We start from the raw sequence: 17,588 nt of genomic DNA, 5'->3' as shown, positions 1-17,588 counted from the left end.
CCCTTCAATTGCGCGAAAACATCCATAGCGGTATGAAAGTTGGTAGAACTTCTTTCATCTTCCGCGCTCTGGGGACTCCGTGCTACGCACTGGCTCCCCTTTCCTTCTCTATTAGTCTAAAGTTCAGAAATTTAATCGTGATGCAAAAACAACACCTCTCATTGGCTCTATTAATAACACTACCGTTCGTACTTGCGACATCGGTTTGGGCATATTCCCAGAATAACAGCCAAAATAAGTTGATTTTTGCGGAAGACTTTGAAAATGGAGACTTAAGCAAATGGGGAAAAACAGTTGACACTCAATTTAAAAATAAAAAGTTTACGCCACCAGGAAAAGAAGATTGCTGTCAGTATTCAGTGCAAATAGCTACATCTCCTACCAACCCAAGCGATCGCGTTGCTAAGTTTACTCTATACAGAAACGATCCTGACGTTTCCGGTAGCAGGCGATCGGAACTAAGGTTAAATGCTGTTGCTCGTAATTCTGAGTATTGGTACGGTTTTAGCACTTACCTCCCAGCAGATTTTAGCAAAGATCGCTCGATGGAAATTATCAGCCAGTGGCACAGTAAACCCGATAAAAACTTAGGCGAAAATTGGCGATCGCCTCCACTATATCTCAAAAGTTTTAACGGTCATTGGCAAATAGCGAGGCGCTGGGACTCTAAAAGAGTAACTACAAAAAACACGCCTGAAGGTAAAGAAACAATAGATTTAGGAGCATACCAGACAGGCGTTTGGACTAACTGGGTATTTCACGTCAAATGGTCGCATCAAGCTGACGGTTTAGTTGAGGTGTGGAAAAATGGCAAACTTGTACTAAGAAAAACTGGACCTAATACCTACAATGACAACATAGGACCTTTTCAAAAGATCGGTATCTATAAGCCAGACTGGAAGTATCGACCGCACAAGTCTAAGATTACTCAACGAGTTGTTTATTATGACAACGTACGAGTAGGAAGCGATCGCGCCAGCTACAAGGATGTTGCACCATAAACAGGGGAAAGGTTAATAGATGAACCTTTCCCCTGCAATCGTGAGTGTATTTTTACTGCGCTTTGAGGTTATCAAATGTAGCTGGATTGTTGCGACTACCAACGCCAACTTTGCCACCCATAAATGTTGAGTCTTTAACTGTAGAGAGCAAGCTACCGTTACGATACACCTTTGCTGTGTCGCCTACTTTCTCGATTTTGATGTTGTAGGTAGTTCCAGCGGTAATTGTGGAGCTAAAGTTAGCAATTTGAGTAACAACGCCATCTTCTACTTTAAAAACTCCATTAGTATTGTCATCGTCTTTCTCGTTGAAGCTAGCAAAGTAGTAGTTTTCTAAGTCTTGGTAGTTATAGATAATTGAAAAATCGTCCCAACTGCTCGAACTTGCTGTCGCACTTGCATCTGCTGTCAAAGTGAAGTCCCCTGCTAGCGATGTTTTATGAACGGATATATTGCCATTGGGAGCAGTAACGTCTTTGGCTGTATTAGTTAGCATATATTTACCGCTACCTACACTCCAGCTTCCACCTGATGCGACTGTAAAGTTGCTTGCAGATGCAGAAAAGTCTTCAGAGATGATTGTTGTTGTAGGAGTTGGTGCTGGTGTTGGCGCTGGTGTTGGTGCTGGCTTAACTTCTGGTGCTGGAGAACCAAGGGAAACTTCAGCAAAACTAGAACTACTGTCACCTAAGCGATATTCATCAGTATATAGATAACGAGGAGCGGGACCTTTGAAATTTGGATCGCCTTTATACAAGCCTGTTTTGAAGTAAGGTCCTTCACCTTCATCGTTCCAGTAAGTGCGCCCTTTGTAGTCTACTTTCTGAACGTATGAGCTATCGCCTGTTTTCATCCACAACTTCATAAATCCATCTTTGTCACCAGTCCATTTTACCTGCATGACAAAATCAACCCATTTGCCGCGAATATCAGAGATTTTTGCCAAAGTGTAGCGATCGCATTGAATATCTGTACTATCTCCTTTATGCTGAAATTTGAAGACAACGTTGCTACCATTTCTGACAATATACGAGCCGTTCGCGCCACAGGTAAAGTTACCGTTACGAGGTGTAGGATAAGTTGCCCATTGTGAAAAAATATCCATACCTTCATTAGTATCTTGCCAGTCTGAAGGAAGATACATTGACCAGCCGTACCAATAAGTTTGACCAATTTGAGTCTTCTTCATTCTGAGTTCAGAACGTTCGCCACAACGATTTACCCAATGTCTAAAAGCCTGTTTTCCGGCTCTAACTGGATGAGCGGTATTGTTGATAAAAGTAGAAATATTTTCTAATTTATTACAGCTAGCTCCACCTTTCGCGCCAGAGGCTTCTATCCCACTAGCTTCACTAATGCTTTCGCTAACTGACTCTATTATCTTTGCTTCCGACTTATTCACACCTAGAGCCAGAGAAAAAGTTGTGCTTAATAATACTGCTCCTAAAGCTACTGGCAGCGATAACTTATTTAGATATTTTTGTGGTTTTTTGTAATTAGCAATCATGTTTAATTCCTTATTTAATATATTTTTGCAGCATAAAATAAGCGCCAAAAAGCGCTGTTTCATTGAGAGAATGTATTAGCAATAAGTTGAATCTTTAACTTGGCTTCACAATCTCGTCTACAAATTAAGGTTATTTCATATTTTCTTAATACTCCAACAGCGATTCTACTGATTTGTTGTTTTCAATGTTTTCACTGATAAAATTTTTGCCAGCTATTAGTAACATCCTTTCGCACGAGTAAATCTACCGAATCTAGTATTTGCAGCCTTGTTGTAAGTTAAACAATATCTAAAAACCAGTCTGCGTCTGCAATATCGCCGTTTGAAAACTTAGGCAAATATAGTATTTTCTGTCATTCAAATAAAAATTAATCTGCCAAAAGCTAGAGTTTGAGGTTGCAAAAATGCTTTGAATCTAGAAAGTATTAATTCTATAGATGGATGTTATTTTTGCAAGTCTATTAATAGATTTGTCCAGCTTCTTTCAGATAACAGTAAAAATACTGACAGTAAAAACTTGGGTCATTTAAATAAATCTAGAGACAGAATAAATGCGATCGCAGCAAAATAAGAATCCCCATCAAAATTACGTACTTTTACTGAAACAACTTCAGTACGAGTAATATTTTTTCTACAAACAATATACTTGCCCTTCAAGCTTTATCCCAACACTCCAGGCACAATTCCTGTTTTAAACTTTTCCGTTTTTGAAAAATGAGGTAAACCAATGAAAGCTGTATTACTTGCTGGTGGACTTGGCACTCGTTTGAGTGAGGAAACAACAATTAAACCGAAACCAATGGTAGAAGTTGGTGGCAGACCGATTTTGTGGCACATCATGAAAACCTACGCTGCACACGGCATCAATGATTTCGTGATTTGCTGCGGCTACAAAGGCTATGTAATCAAAGAATACTTTGCCAACTACTTCTTGCATATGTCCGATGTCACCTTTGATATGCGATTCAATCAAATGAACATCCACTGCGGATATGCCGAACCTTGGCGGATTACCTTAGTAGACACAGGCGATACAACCATGACAGGCGGAAGACTCAAGCGCGTGCGCGAACACCTTGGCACAGAAACCTTCTGCTTTACGTATGGAGACGGCGTTAGCGATGTCAATATCACCGAGTTAATTAACTTCCACAAGGAGCAAAAAACCCTAGCAACACTAACTGCAACACAACCACCAGGACGTTTTGGGGCAATTTGTTTAGAACAAGACCAAACCAAAATCACCAGTTTCCAAGAAAAGCCCACAGGCGATGGCGCATGGATTAACGGCGGTTATTTTGTCTTAGAACCCGAAGTAATTGATTTTATAGCTAACGACTCTACAGTTTGGGAACAAGAACCATTAGAAAAGTTAGCTGATATGCATCAGCTAGCAGCGTATAAACATAGCGGTTTTTGGCAGCCAATGGACACCCTACGCGACAAAAACAACCTAGAAGACCTGTGGAAGAGTGGTAAAGCTCCCTGGAAGGTGTGGTGAGTTTAACAGTGACCAGTAACCAGTGACCAGTGACCAGATAAAAGAGAAATAGGAAAACACTCTTGTCTCAGGAGGGAGCAGATTTAATGTGCTTACCTATTCTTCCTTGTCCCCCTTGTCCCCCTTGTCCCCCTTGTCCCTAAAAACAAAGAGTTCATTAAATAAATCCAGCATCAGCAGTGGAGGCAAAAATACTCATGTATGATTTTGCGATCGCAGGTGGTGGTATTGTTGGTCTTTCTACTGCTATGGCTTTAGGACAACAGTATCCAGACGCGCGGATTGTAGTCTTGGAAAAAGAATCGCGTTTAGCATTTCACCAAACGGGTAACAATAGCGGTGTAATTCACTCTGGCATTTACTACAAGCCAGGAAGTTTTAAAGCTCAGTTTTGTCGTGATGGCAGTCGCTCAATAGTAGAATTTTGCCAAAAACACGACATTGACTATGAAATATGCGGCAAAGTCATCGTTGCTACCGAGGAAAAAGAACTAACGCAGCTAGAAAAACTGTATCAGCGTGGCTGTGAAAATGGTTTGGGCGTAACTAAAATTAGTGCCGAACAAGTCAAGGAAATTGAACCGCACGTACAATGCTTGGCAGGGATTAGAGTACCAACAACAGGGATTGTAGACTACAAACAAGTTTGTCAAAAATATGCCGAAATAATTGCAAGTCAAGGCGGAGACATACGACTTAACACCAAAGTGGAAAAAATAGCCACCATTACTAGCAACACTCATGTAATTGCTACAAACAACGGCACATTTGAAGCCCGCTATTTGATTAATTGCGCTGGATTGCATAGCGATCGCCTTGCCAGATTAGCACAAGTAGAGCCGCAAGCCAAGATCGTGCCATTTCGCGGCGAATATTACGAACTCGTCCCTGAAAAGCGCTACCTAGTCAAAACTTTAATTTACCCAGTCCCCAACCCAGATTTTCCCTTCTTGGGCGTACACTTTACCAAAATGATCGATGGTAACGTCCACGCGGGACCTAACGCAGTTCTCAGTCTCAAACGCGAAGGCTACAAAAAGACAGACTTTGACTGGCAAGACTTTATCGAAGTTATGACTTATCGCGGCTTTTGGAAACTAGCAGCCAAACACGCAGATGCAGGCATACAAGAAATAATTCGCTCCTTTAGTAAAGCTGCCTTCGTGCGTAGCTTACAAAGATTAATTCCTGAAGTACAAGCCGATGACCTCATCCCCACCCATGCAGGAGTACGCGCCCAAGCACTAATGGATGACGGCAAGCTAGTAGACGATTTCTTAATTATTCCTGGTGAAAACTCAGTACATATCTGCAACGCACCATCTCCAGCAGCTACCTCCTCCCTCGAAATTGGCAAAGCCATTGTCAAGCAAATTCCCGCACCACAACATACACCAGTTGCAATCAACATATAGGACTTATGAAAACACTTGTCACCGGAACCGAAGGCTACATTGGCTCAATGCTAGCGCCCATGTTAATCGAACGCGGACACGAAGTTATTGGCGTAGATACTGGGTTTTACAAAGTCGGTTGGCTATACAACGGGACTGAATATACAGCCAAAACCCTAAACAAAGATATCCGCCACATTACAGCAGATGATTTGCAAGGTATCGATGCAGTAGTACACATGGCTGAACTATCAAACGATCCAGCCGGACAATTAGCACCGCATATCACCTACGACATCAACCATAAAGGCTCTGTACGCCTAGCTGCTTTAGCTAAAGCAGCGGGGGTACGTCGGTTTGTCTATATGTCTTCTTGCAGCGTGTACGGCGTTGCTACCAACGAAGATATTACCGAAAAATCGCCCGTCAATCCGCAAACAGCATACGCCAAGTGCAAGACAATGGTAGAGCAAGACGTGCAGCCGATGGCTGATGATAGTTTCTCGCCGACCTTCATGCGTAACGCTACCGCCTTTGGTGCTTCTCCTCGGATGCGGTTTGACATTGTACTGAACAACCTTGCAGGACTTGCATGGACAATCAAAGAAATCAAAATGACCAGCGATGGGACACCTTGGCGACCCTTAGTTCACCTATTAGATATTTGCCAAGCAATTGTCTGTACATTAGAAGCACCACGAGACATCATTCACAACCAAATTTTTAATGTCGGCGACACAGCGCAAAACTATCAAGTCAAAGAGATTGCTGAAATAGTTGCAGACAAATTTACAGGCTGTCAACTCAGCTTCGGTGAAAATGGTGCAGACAACCGCAGCTATCGAGTGTCCTTCGAGAAAATCAACAAACTCTTGCCAGGTTTCAAATGTGAGTGGAACGCGCAAAGAGGAGCAGAGCAACTGTTTAACTTATTCTCGCAAATCGATCTCACCGAAGACATCTTTTTATCGAGAGGATTCACCCGCTTAAAGCAATTAGAATACCTAATCCGCACCCAGCAAATTGACAGCGAATTCTTTTGGAGCAAATAATGTTACTGAAAAACACCTCTAACTTAGCACCGCCCGCTAATTCAAGTACCATTAAAGAGCAGTGGCGAAAAGTCAAAAAATTAAAAGTTAGCTTCAGACCTTATTGGCATTTAGCAATTTATTCTTTAGCACAACCATTGCGCTTATTGCCAATAACTTCAAAAACAATTGGACCGCCCAAAAAATTGTATGAATCAAGTAATGATTGGCACAAAAAAACACAATTAGGCAGTTACAAAGAAATATATCCAGCCCATCACTTTCAGCCCACAGCACCCATAACACCTGACAAAAATATTAGCGAACATTTTGCTGGTTTAGAACATTACCTACCTACAGCATTTGTAGCAGAAATACCACAAGGAAGAATGTGGGGAAACAACGGCAGTATAATTAGCCCAGACGACGGACTAATTAGCGACGTATCTACAGAATTTACTACCGAACATAGCAAATTTATTCCCGATCGCCAAAAGCATTCGATCTTCCGTCAATTCAAACTACCACCAATTTCTGAGATTGAGGGAATAGTAGCAGCACTATCTGTAAGCTACGGCGATGTTTACTACCATTGGATGCTAGACTTACTACCGCGCATCGAGCTATTAAGGCGCAACAACATCGATCTAGAGCGAATCGACAATTTCGTAGTCAACGCCACAACAGCCAAATTTCAAAAAGAAACATTAGCACATCTAGGTATCCCAGAAACAAAAATCATCGTCAGCCAAAGTGGCTCACCATTTCACATCAAAGCCGACAAATTAATAGTTCCCTCCTTACCCAGACAACGCGGTGGAAGTATGCCCAAATGGGCGTGCGAATTCCTCAGAAACGCCTTTTTAACCGATACTAACCTCAACAAATACACCGGACAAGAACGCATTTACATCAGCCGAGGAGATGCCCAACATCGGCAAGTAAAAGACGAAGCCAACATCATAAATTATCTCAACAAACTAGGCTTCAAAAGCGTCACATTAAACGCCATATCAGTAGTCGAACAAGCGCAATTATTTTCGCAAGCAAAAGTCATAGTATCCCCACACGGAGCAGGACTAACCAACTTAGTATTTTGCAACCCCCAAACCAAGATAGTAGAATTTTTCTCCCCCAACTACCTACATCCTGGTTACTGGAGACTAAGCAATCAAACGGGCTTAGAATACCACTGCTTGCAAGGAGACAATCAGCCCCTCACACCCCAAACAAGACCAAAAACAGACAACATCACCCTCAACCTAGAAAAACTAGCAAACCTCCTCAACCAAGCCAATATCAACTAATCCTCTACTTATCTCCTCCCTGCGCGTTTTAAACGCTTCGCGATCGCGTCTAAACTCTGCGCTACACTATCATGAACGCGGTTCGTTTAAGCCCAAATCAAACATAGCAAAAACCATGAAATTCACAGAAACAAAACTCCAAGGCGCATACATAATCGAACTAGAGCAAAAAGCAGACAGCCGAGGCTTCTTCGCCCGCACATACTGCCAGAACGAATTTGCCCAACACAACCTCAACATCAACGTCAGACAATGCAACCTCTCCTACAACCACATCAAAGGAACCCTCAGAGGAATGCATTATCAAATAGCCCCAGCCACAGAAAGCAAACTAATCCGCTGCACCCAAGGAGCAATCTACGACGCGATCGTTGATATGCGCCCTGATTCACCCACTTACTTACAATCAATCGGCGTAGAACTATCAGCAGCCAATCATGTAGCCTTATACGTACCTGAAATGTTCGCACACGGCTACCAGACCCTCACAGACGGAGCAGAAGTAGTATATCAAGTCAACGAATTTTATACCCCAGGATACGAACGCGGCTTGCGCTACAACGATCCTGCACTAGATATTAAATGGCCCTTACCCGTAACCGAAATCTCTGAAAAAGATGCCAATTGGTCCTTATTAGAACCCGTGTATGCCAAAGTATAAAGGAGCAAAAATAGTAGCAGCGATCGCCACATTCACAACTTTAGCAGCCCAAGACGTACAAGCAGCCATTATCGGACGCGGTACAGTCGAAACCAACACTGGAGTTTACGGCATATTAACAGAACCAGATTTTGTAGTAGAAATTGCCCAACTAGATCCATCAGGTTTTGACACGCTACCAGGTATCCCGATATTTGCCAAAACAATATCTGCCGCAGATGTGGGTATTTCCTATACAGTTACTACAGCTACTAATCCCAACTTCAGCGAAATTACCGCTTTATTAACCGATGGAGTTAGCGATACCATATTTTTTGGAGTAACTGGATTTCCTTCAGGTACAGGGGTAGCTACAGGAGTAGGTGAATCGGCATTCACATTCAATAATGCAACCGACTTTCAAGGAGCGATTATCGACAGCTTAACCATCACCATCGATAGTTTTGCACCTGATAGTCCTGGGCAAAATCCAAACGGCGATGGCATTTGGACTGATTACTCTGCCAAGTACAGCCTCAGCGTACAAGGAAGACCCGTACCTGAACCTGATACTTCCTTGGGTTTAGGGATAGCTGCAGGGTTTGGAATTCTTTTTGCTAGAAAACTCAAGCGATCGAGGACAAATAATTTAACTTTAAGCTAAAGACAACCGAGAAACTGCCTGCTGTGATTAAATCAATTTTATTCCTGGTACACCAATGGCAACCAACGGCACTAACGCTGCTGACATTTTAGAAGGAGATGACAAAAACGATACCATCAATGGTTTAGGAGGTAATGACACCCTTAAAGGCAAAAGCGGGAACGATCGCCTCAATGGTAATAGTGGCAATGATACTGTCGATTATGCTCAGGCAAATAACGGAATTGTTGCGAATTTAGTTCGGGGTGTTGTCGTTTCACCTATATACGGCAAAGCATCCCACCTAAAAGTCATGCCCCTAGGCGACTCGATTACCGCAGGCAGAAACAGGGTCAACCCCATACCAGGCGCTTATCGCAACCAGTTGTGGGCTGACTTTTCGGCTGACAATTTAAGCTTAAATTTTGTTGGCTCCCAGTCAAATGGACCTAATAGTTTAGGCGATCGCGACCACGAAGGACATCCTGGTTGGCGCATCTTTCGGATCAACGATTTATTCGTAACTGGCTCGTTAGACAGCTACCAGCCAGATGTTGTGTTGTTAGGAATCGGTACTAATGATACGCGGACGAAATCATTAGATCGAATGTCTGAAGATTTAGGCAACTTAATCGATACTATTACCGAGCATTATCCTAATACGCAACTATTAGTTAGCTCGATCCCGCCAATAGATGCATCTATAAATGGAAATACCAGATCGAATAATGCTGATAACTTCAACAATCTGCTCCCCAACATAGTTGGCGATGCCCAAAAACAAGGTAAAAAAGTAGATTTTGTCGATGTGGGAGGTAGCCTGAGTGTTAACGATTTAGTCAGCGATGGCATTCACCCCACTGCTGACGGTTACAAGCAAATGGGAGATGCTTGGTACAAAGCCTTAGTAGATCGCGATACTCTTACAGGTATCGAGAACGTAACTGGTACAGCCTACAGAGATACTTTAATCGGCGATACTGGTGCTAACGTTCTCAGGGGTGGCGGTGGTAAAGATATCCTTACAGGCGGGGGTGGTAGCGATACTTTTGTCTACAAAACAGCAAACGAGGGTGCAGATCGAATCACAGATTTTGGTGGTAACGATCGCTTCAAGTTTTCTGCTAGAGGCTTTGGGGGTGGCTTAGTTGTCGGAACCGAACTGAGTACCCAAGCATCGGCAACAGGTGTGTTCGTTAGCGGTGAAAATCCAACTCCCCTCGGCACTAATGCTAATTTCTTGTACTCCGCTAATACAGGCATCCTCAGCTTTGATGTAGATGGAACGGGGTCGCATTCTGCCCTAGATATTGCCAAAATAACAGGCACACCATCACTTAGTAGCAGTCAGATTTTTATCACTTAAAAACAATTGGAGCTTAATTCATGATTATTATCGATCGCGCACTTGCAGCAAGAGCAGAAGCAGGCAACCCCGTCAAAGTTGGCATGATTGGCGCTGGTTTCATGGGCAGAGGCATTGCCAATCAGATCGTCAACTCCGTACCAGGAATGGAACTGGTTGCCATCTTCAATCGCAATATAGACGGCGCAAAACGAGCTTATACAGAAGCCGGAATTGAAACATTTCAAACTGTTAATACAGTAAGCGATTTAGAAGATGCGACTTCTCAAGGCAAGTATGCAGTCACCGATGATGCCATGCTGCTATGTCAAGCAGACGGCATCGATGCTCTAATTGAAGTCACCGGAACAATTGAATTTGGCGCTCAAGTGGTACTAGAAGCGATCGCCCATCGCAAACACGTCATCATGATGAATGCCGAACTTGATGGGACAATCGGACCTATCCTCAAAGTCCACGCCGATCGCGCTGGAGTAATCTTAAGTGCCTGTGACGGCGATCAGCCAGGGGTACAGATGAACCTCTACCGCTTCGTCAAGAGCATTGGACTTACTCCTTTATTGTGCGGCAACATCAAAGGCTTGCAAGACCCATATCGCAACCCTACAACCCAAGAAGCCTTCGCCAAACAGTGGGGACAAAAAGCCCACATGGTAACGAGTTTTGCCGATGGCAGCAAAATATCCTTCGAGCAAGCGATCGTCGCCAACGCCACAGGCATGAAAGTAGCCAAGCGGGGAATGTTCGGCTACACGTACAAAGGGCATATCGATGAGATGACCAATATGTACGATGTAGACCAATTAAAGGAATTAGGCGGTATCGTCGATTACGTCGTCGGTTCCGCACCAGGTCCAGGAGTCTTTGTATATGGCACTCACGACGACCCCAAACAACAACACTACCTCAATTTATACAAACTAGGCAAAGGACCGCTCTACAGCTTCTACACCCCTTATCACCTCTGTCACTTTGAAGTACCGCTATCAGTAGCTAGAGTTGTGTTATTCCAAGATACGGTATTAGCACCTTTATCTGGACCTCAAGTTGATGTAGTCACAACAGCAAAAATCGACCTCCAAGCTGGAGAAACTCTTGACGGCATCGGTTACTACATGACCTACGGACAATGTGAAAACGCCGACATTGCCCAAGCGCAGAATCTCTTGCCAATGGGATTAGCAGAAGGTTGTCGCCTCAAACGAGACATTCCGCGCGATCGCGTTCTCACCTACGACGATGTGGAATTACCCCCAGGTAGACTTTGCGACAAGTTGCGTAGCGAACAAAATGCCTACTTCAAGGCGGCAAAGGTTCCTGTAAGCGTAGGTTAATTCGTAGGGTGCGTTTTGAAAACGCACCCTACTGCTATGTTATCTCTTCTCGTCTGCCTAATCGCGGACTTCGTTTGTGTAGGAGCGAATTCCATTCGTCCCACACTTTTGCAAAAAGCCGATCGCACATTCATTCTCCTCACAAAATTATGTTTATTGACGCGCGGACATTGCCGGAAGATACCATTATCGAGTGCGACATCTGCATTATTGGCGCAGGAGCAGCAGGAATTACACTGGCGCGGGAGTTGATCGACCAGCCATTACAAGTCTGTATGCTAGAAAGTGGCGGCTTAGACTTCGATGAAGTTACTCAATCTCTTTATGCAGGGGAGAATGTAGGAGAACCCTACTACTCTTTAGCAGAGGCACGAGCGCGTTATTTAGGCGGTTCTACCAACTTTTGGGGTGGATGGAGTCGTCCGCTCGATGAGATTGATTTTCAAGATCGCCCTTGGATGCCTTACAGTGGTTGGGCTTTTACTAAAGCTGAGTTAGATCCATACTACGAGCGCGCCCAAAAAGCCTGCGGACTTGGACCTTATCAGTACGATTTTGCCGATTGGGAAGAGGCTCTAAAACAGCGTCAACTTCTCCCCATTCCCACATCAGGAGACTCGTTAGTTACTCAAGTTTGGCAAACTATCCCGCCTTCACACTTGCGTTTTGGCGCAGCTTATCGCACCCAAATTGAACAAGCAAGCAATATTAATACCTATCTTCAGGCAAACGTCTTAGAAATAGCTACAAACGATACCGCTCAATCTGTAACTAAATTGCGCGTTGCTAGCAGTGCAGGCAAAGAGTTTTGGGTTGCAGCCAAAGTATTTGTGCTTGCTAGCGGTGGGATTGAGAACCCACGCTTGCTATTAAACTCTCGTCAAGTGCAAAACACGGGATTGGGCAATCAACACGATTTGGTGGGCAGGTTCTTTATGGAACACCCAATTTTAAACTCTGGCAAAGTCCAATTTCCTCACCATACTAATTTGTACTCGCGCAAAGATGTTCCCGTAGATGGAACGCTGCTATCAACAGGCTTAGGCTTATCTAGCCAAGTCCAAGAGCGCGAACAACTGCTTAATTTTACAATTAGGTTTAACCCGTTCTTGCATGAAGGACTAGAAGCACTCAAACGTCTCAGTTTTAGACTGCAACAGAGCAAAAACCCTGATGCTTTGCAAACGATCTTAAAAGACCATCGTAAGATCCCGCAAACGAGCGTAATTGAGGATGTAGGCAAAGTAGTTGTCAATCTAGATCGCGTTGTTGATAAAGCTTACACCAAGTTTTTTAGCAACAAATCCAGCGCTAAAAAAGTAGCTAATGTATGCTCTACTCGCCTAATTGCCGAGCAAGCACCTAATAGAGATAGTCGAATTACACTTAGCAGCGATCGCGATAAGTTAGGCTTAAATCAGGTGAAATTAGACTGGCGCTTGAGCGAGATCGATCGCTACACAATGAAAAAGTCGCAGCAAATTATCGCCGCAGAACTAGATCGATTTGCCGAAAATGAACTAACTGACAACAACATCGATTGGCATTCTCTGAGAGGTTCCTATCATCATATAGGAACAACCCGTATGAGTACAAACCCCAGACTTGGTGTTGTCAACGAACACTGTCAAGTTCACGGCATTGACAACTTATATATAGCTGGTAGCTCAGTGTTTCCTACTAGCGGTTTATCCAATCCTACCTTGACTATTATTGCTCTAAGCATCCGACTTGGCGATCGCTTAAAAACGCATCTAGGCGGCGCTGTTGGCGCAGCTAGCAGCTTTGTAACTATTCCGTAATTGGTACGGGGTGCGTTGACTTGCAACGCACCCTACTGCTGGCTAATTTTGCCCAGAGCGATACACAACCGTTGCCAAAAGCATCTTAACGCCAGGCAATATAATTTGCGATCGCTACCTTCGCCAAGCGAACAATAGAACTACTTGTCGTATCAGTATCCATGTTCGATCTCTTTAATTACGAATTACGAATTATGAAAGTTCTACACCTATGGAAAAGTGATTCTGCTCAATATGGTGGCGGCGGAGCGGTATCGATGTATCGCCTGCACTCTGGACTTAGAACATCTGGCATAGATTCAAACATATTGTGCGAACGCAAAACAACTGATTCTCCTTACGTCCATACCATTGCATCTACTCCTGGTTTAACGCTACTAGATAAACTACTCAAACAAGTTACATCTAGATTGGGGTTAAATGATGTTCATCGGCTAAGTTCCTTCAAAATTAACCAACATCAAGCTTACATAGATGCCGATATCTTGCACTTTCACGGCATTCACGGCGGATTTATCAATTATCTAGCGTTGCCTAGCTTAACTGCTAATAAACCTGCTGTATTTAGCCTGTGCGATATGTGGGCAATGACCGGACATTGTGGCTTTAGCTTCGACTGCGATCGCTGGAAAACAGGTTGCGGCAAGTGTCCGTACCCCAATACCCGTCCGGCAATTAAACGCGATGCTACCCACCTAGAATGGCGGCTCAAAGATTGGATTTATAACCACTCCAACTTAAGTATTATTAGCAAAAGTAGTTGGCTAACGGCGTTAGCGAAACAAAGCCTGCTCAATCGTTTTCCCATTTATCAAATTGCTAACGGTATAGACACAACAATCTATCAACCATTAGATCGAGAGCAATGTCGTTTAGAACTAGAAATTCCGCTAGATAAAAAAGTTCTCATGTTCTCCGCAGTGGAGCTAAATGATTTTCGTAAAGGTGCCGATTTGCTGCTTAAAGCCCTGCAAAACTTACCTGTATCTCTCAAAGCTGAAACTGTACTTTTGACATTTGGTAAAGCTGGTGAAGAGATCGCTAAAGATGTTGAGATGCAAACTTATGACCTCGGTTACATTAGCGACGAACAACAAAAAGCGATCGCCTATTGTGCTGCGGATTTATTTTTATTCCCCACGCGAGCGGAAACTTTTGGCAACGTTGCTTTAGAAAGCATCGCCTGCGGTACGCCAGTAGTTTCGTTCAAAGTTGGCGGCGTAGGCGATCACGTCAGACACGATATTACGGGCTATTTAGCTACGCCAGAAGATTACCAAGACTTTAGTTATGGCATCGTGCAACTACTAGAAGATGACAACTTCCGCACATCTTTAAGCCAGCAGTGTCGAGAAGTCGCCGTTCGAGAGTATTCCTTAGAATTGTGCGTGCAACAACACGCCGAACTATATTCGCGTCTACTGCAAAACTAACTATGATTTCTACTTCACCTCAACAGCTACGAACTCGGTGGGAAAAAACTTGGACTTCAGGAGGCTTAAAAACTCTTGCCGCAAATACTTGGGCAATGTTTTGGATGCGATTTGCCAGCTTGAGTTATCCTGGGCGTTTTGCTACTTGGGTTGCTACTTGGTTTGCACCTCCTTACAAAGCTCGCCGTCACTTAGCGCGATACAACGCTCAAGGTTACGTCGCGCCGAGTGCAAATATTTATCATCCCCAATTACTGCGGGGCGCTCATGTATTTATTGGCGATCGCGCAACGATTTATCAAGCTAATGATGGTGGTACGGTAAAATTAGGCGATCGCGTCCACTTACACAACGATACCTGCATTGAAACTGGCGTTGGCGGTAGCCTGAAAATTGGCGCTGATACCCACATTCAACCGCGATGTCAGTTTTCGGCATACAAAGCAGTAATTGAAATTGGTGCTAACGTACAAATTGCTCCTAATTGTGCCTTTTATTCCTACGCTCACAGTGTGGCATTAGGCGAACTAATTCAAAAACAACCATTGCAAACCAAAGGCGGCATTTATATTGCTGACGATGCTTGGATCGGCTGCGGAGCGATCGTTTTAGATGGAGTACGTATAGGCAAAGGTGCGGTAATAGGTGCGGGGGCTGTAGTCACGCGAGATATTCCTGATAATGCGATCGCCGCCGGAGTACCAGCCCGCACGCTTTCTATGCGTAGCAATTAGCTAAGTCCACAACTATATATAAATCCCATGCGCTTCAAACTTCCCCCAATTGTGCAAAACCTGTTAAAAGCGACGAACTTTTGGCAAGATAATTATTGGATTTTGCGAGAGTGCAAATACTTTCGTCGAGTTGCAATTCTAGCATTGGTGTTCACAATCTTAGCAGCAGTTTTTGAAGGCTTCGGGGTTGGGTTTATCTTAACTTTCATCCAAAGTATCACTAGCCCCGACGCTGCACCGATTCAAACGGGGGTGGGATGGTTTGATAACGCAGTTTTGGGCGCAAACGATCCCCCCAATATCAGAATATATCGCATCTCTGGGCTAATTTTGCTCACTACTCTCATCCGTTTAGGCTGTACTTACTTGGGCAAGCTTTACAGCCAAGTTGCCCAGTTTACAATGGCTTATCGGCTGCGATTGCAGTTGTTTGAACAGTTGCAAAGACTAACTTTGAGCTACTTTGCCAAAACTCGTTCGGGAGAATTAGTCAACAGTCTTACCCAAGAAATTAACCAAATTGTTCAAGCTTGCGATGTTGTTTCGCTGTTCCTGATTAAGGGTTCGACGCTGCTTGCTTATTTGGTATCGATGTTTTTGCTATCTTGGCAACTAACAGTTATTTCCATGCTGCTATTTGGCTTGCTATCTATCGGGATCACAACGCTAATTCGGCGCGTGCGAGAAGCAAGTTTTGTCACATCCAAAGCTTCGGGTTGGTATGTTTCTGTAGCGCTAGAATATATCAGCGGGATTCGGACAGTACAGGCGTTTGCAGCCCAAGACTTTGAACGCAAAAGGTTTTACGATGCTAATACCCAACTTTATCAAGCTTTTCTAAAATCTAGAGCCGCTCAAGCATTGGTAGAACCGCTTTCGGAAGGCATGGCGACGGCGATGCTAGTTGGAATACTCATTGTTGCTTTTACAATTTTGATTCCTGGCGGGCATATGCAAACTGCTGCTTTGCTGACATTTCTATTTGTTTTGTTGCGGCTAATGCCTGTTCGCCGCCAACTTGATGGCGCTAGAGTCAAGTTGAGTACATTTCAAGGTCCTTTGAACAACGTCAAGGAGATGCTACGCACTGATAACAAGACTTATATCCAAGATGGTAAAGTGCAGTTTGCCCAATTGCAAAGAGCAATTGAGTTTGTATCTGTAGATTTTGGCTACGATGCCGATTATTCAGTATTGCAAGACATCACATTATCCATTCCGCGCGGACAAATGACAGCGTTGGTGGGATCTTCTGGTGCTGGTAAATCCACCTTGGCTGACTTAATTCCCAGATTCTACGAACCAACTCAAGGACAAATTCTCATCGATGGCGTAGATTTGCGCGACTATGAAATTAATACACTGCGGCGCAGACTAGCTGTAGTTAGCCAAGATACATTTATCTTCAATACTTCTGTACGCAACAATATTGCTTATGCGGTAGAAGATGCTGACGAAGAGGCAATTTGGGAAGTAGCAAGATTAGCGAATGCACTAGAATTTATTCAAGAATTGCCTGATGGCTTTGACACTCAGCTAGGAGAAAGGGGAGTAAGGTTATCAGGAGGACAAAGACAGAGATTAGCGATCGCTCGTGCTTTGCTACGCGACCCTGATATCTTAATCTTAGATGAAGCTACAAGTGCGCTCGATTCTGTCACCGAAAGGTTAATTCAATCAGCATTAGAACAGTTATCAGTAGGTAGAACAGTAATTGCGATCGCTCACCGTTTATCCACAATTGTTCGCGCCGATAAAGTAGTAGTGCTAGAACAAGGGCGCATTGTCGAACAAGGTGGCTACCAAGAATTATTAGCAAGGCGCGGTAAGCTGTGGAACTATCATCAAATGCAGCATGAAGTAAGTCAAGCAAGCTAAAACGCATTCAATTCAAC

At 43.8% G+C, this 17,588-nt stretch carries 14 protein-coding genes; 13 read left to right on the top strand and 1 reads right to left on the bottom strand.

What is annotated here, in order from left to right; genetic code table 11:
• The coding region (locus tag UH38_RS10005; protein WP_235355171.1) for a polysaccharide lyase at positions 1–1,001 on the top strand (1,001 nt) is incomplete at its 5' end.
• Positions 1,002–1,053: 52 nt separating this feature from the next.
• On the opposite strand, the gene UH38_RS26265 is transcribed toward UH38_RS10005, so the two are convergent.
• On the bottom strand, positions 1,054–2,508 hold the full coding sequence (locus UH38_RS26265) for a polysaccharide lyase (RefSeq protein WP_144405664.1): 1,455 nt from the start codon (positions 2,506–2,508) through the stop codon (positions 1,054–1,056).
• A 727-nt stretch (positions 2,509–3,235) separates the two neighbouring features.
• Between UH38_RS26265 and rfbF the strand changes: the two genes are divergently transcribed.
• The 12 genes from rfbF (at position 3,236) to hepA (ending at position 17,571) form a co-directional block, all read left to right on the top strand.
• Positions 3,236–4,009: a glucose-1-phosphate cytidylyltransferase gene (gene rfbF / locus UH38_RS09995; protein ID WP_045054483.1), complete on the top strand. Its 774-nt coding sequence runs from the start codon at positions 3,236–3,238 to the stop codon at positions 4,007–4,009.
• A 197-nt stretch (positions 4,010–4,206) separates the two neighbouring features.
• A complete protein-coding gene (lhgO, locus tag UH38_RS09990; RefSeq protein ID WP_045054482.1) occupies positions 4,207–5,424 on the top strand; it encodes an L-2-hydroxyglutarate oxidase in 1,218 nt (405 codons plus the stop codon).
• A 5-nt stretch (positions 5,425–5,429) separates the two neighbouring features.
• Positions 5,430–6,455, top strand: a complete 1,026-nt coding sequence (locus UH38_RS09985) for an NAD-dependent epimerase/dehydratase family protein (protein WP_045054481.1) — start codon at positions 5,430–5,432, stop codon at positions 6,453–6,455.
• On the top strand, positions 6,455–7,741 hold the full coding sequence (locus UH38_RS09980; RefSeq protein ID WP_052672332.1) for a glycosyltransferase family 61 protein: 1,287 nt from the start codon (positions 6,455–6,457) through the stop codon (positions 7,739–7,741). Before UH38_RS09985 ends, UH38_RS09980 begins: the two co-directional genes overlap by 1 nt.
• A gap of 115 nt (positions 7,742–7,856) precedes the next feature.
• A complete protein-coding gene (gene rfbC / locus UH38_RS09975) occupies positions 7,857–8,402 on the top strand; it encodes a dTDP-4-dehydrorhamnose 3,5-epimerase (RefSeq protein ID WP_045054480.1) in 546 nt (181 codons plus the stop codon).
• Positions 8,389–9,045: a PEP-CTERM sorting domain-containing protein gene (locus UH38_RS24770; RefSeq protein WP_052672331.1), complete on the top strand. Its 657-nt coding sequence runs from the start codon at positions 8,389–8,391 to the stop codon at positions 9,043–9,045. Before rfbC ends, UH38_RS24770 begins: the two co-directional genes overlap by 14 nt.
• 55 nt (positions 9,046–9,100) lie before the next feature.
• Complete coding sequence (locus UH38_RS24765; RefSeq protein ID WP_052672330.1) at positions 9,101–10,390, top strand: SGNH/GDSL hydrolase family protein; 1,290 nt, start codon at positions 9,101–9,103, stop codon at positions 10,388–10,390.
• Positions 10,391–10,410: 20 nt separating this feature from the next.
• A complete protein-coding gene (locus tag UH38_RS09960) occupies positions 10,411–11,724 on the top strand; it encodes an NAD(P)H-dependent oxidoreductase (RefSeq protein WP_045054479.1) in 1,314 nt (437 codons plus the stop codon).
• 149 nt (positions 11,725–11,873) lie between these two features.
• Positions 11,874–13,526, top strand: a complete 1,653-nt coding sequence (locus tag UH38_RS09955) for an FAD-dependent oxidoreductase (protein WP_045054478.1) — start codon at positions 11,874–11,876, stop codon at positions 13,524–13,526.
• A gap of 194 nt (positions 13,527–13,720) precedes the next feature.
• Complete coding sequence (locus UH38_RS09950; RefSeq protein WP_045054520.1) at positions 13,721–14,959, top strand: glycosyltransferase; 1,239 nt, start codon at positions 13,721–13,723, stop codon at positions 14,957–14,959.
• Between the two features lie 2 nt (positions 14,960–14,961).
• On the top strand, positions 14,962–15,693 hold the full coding sequence (locus UH38_RS09945) for an acyltransferase (RefSeq protein ID WP_082065355.1): 732 nt from the start codon (positions 14,962–14,964) through the stop codon (positions 15,691–15,693).
• Between the two features lie 27 nt (positions 15,694–15,720).
• Entirely contained in the window at positions 15,721–17,571 is a 1,851-nt protein-coding gene (hepA, locus tag UH38_RS09940; RefSeq protein WP_045054477.1) for a heterocyst formation ABC transporter subunit HepA, read from the top strand.
• Positions 17,572–17,588 lie beyond the last annotated feature (17 nt).

Origin of the sequence: Aliterella atlantica CENA595, from assembly GCF_000952155.1 — a bacterium.
GTDB lineage: Bacteria > Cyanobacteriota > Cyanobacteriia > Cyanobacteriales > Chroococcidiopsidaceae > Aliterella > Aliterella atlantica.
The sequence above is the reverse complement of the archived record's forward strand: the minus strand, read 5'-3'. Positions and strand labels throughout refer to the sequence as shown.

Coding starts and splice junctions, on each gene's coding strand:
- UH38_RS26265 (WP_144405664.1), bottom strand. CDS start 2,508: ATGATTGCTAATTACAAAAAACCACAAAAATATCTAAATAAGTTATCG.
- UH38_RS09950 (WP_045054520.1), top strand. CDS start 13,721: ATGAAAGTTCTACACCTATGGAAAAGTGATTCTGCTCAATATGGTGGC.
- UH38_RS09980 (WP_052672332.1), top strand. CDS start 6,455: ATGTTACTGAAAAACACCTCTAACTTAGCACCGCCCGCTAATTCAAGT.
- lhgO (WP_045054482.1), top strand. CDS start 4,207: ATGTATGATTTTGCGATCGCAGGTGGTGGTATTGTTGGTCTTTCTACT.
- UH38_RS24765 (WP_052672330.1), top strand. CDS start 9,101: ATGGCAACCAACGGCACTAACGCTGCTGACATTTTAGAAGGAGATGAC.
- rfbF (WP_045054483.1), top strand. CDS start 3,236: ATGAAAGCTGTATTACTTGCTGGTGGACTTGGCACTCGTTTGAGTGAG.
- UH38_RS09955 (WP_045054478.1), top strand. CDS start 11,874: ATGTTTATTGACGCGCGGACATTGCCGGAAGATACCATTATCGAGTGC.
- rfbC (WP_045054480.1), top strand. CDS start 7,857: ATGAAATTCACAGAAACAAAACTCCAAGGCGCATACATAATCGAACTA.
- hepA (WP_045054477.1), top strand. CDS start 15,721: ATGCGCTTCAAACTTCCCCCAATTGTGCAAAACCTGTTAAAAGCGACG.
- UH38_RS24770 (WP_052672331.1), top strand. CDS start 8,389: ATGCCAAAGTATAAAGGAGCAAAAATAGTAGCAGCGATCGCCACATTC.
- UH38_RS09960 (WP_045054479.1), top strand. CDS start 10,411: ATGATTATTATCGATCGCGCACTTGCAGCAAGAGCAGAAGCAGGCAAC.
- UH38_RS09945 (WP_082065355.1), top strand. CDS start 14,962: ATGATTTCTACTTCACCTCAACAGCTACGAACTCGGTGGGAAAAAACT.
- UH38_RS09985 (WP_045054481.1), top strand. CDS start 5,430: ATGAAAACACTTGTCACCGGAACCGAAGGCTACATTGGCTCAATGCTA.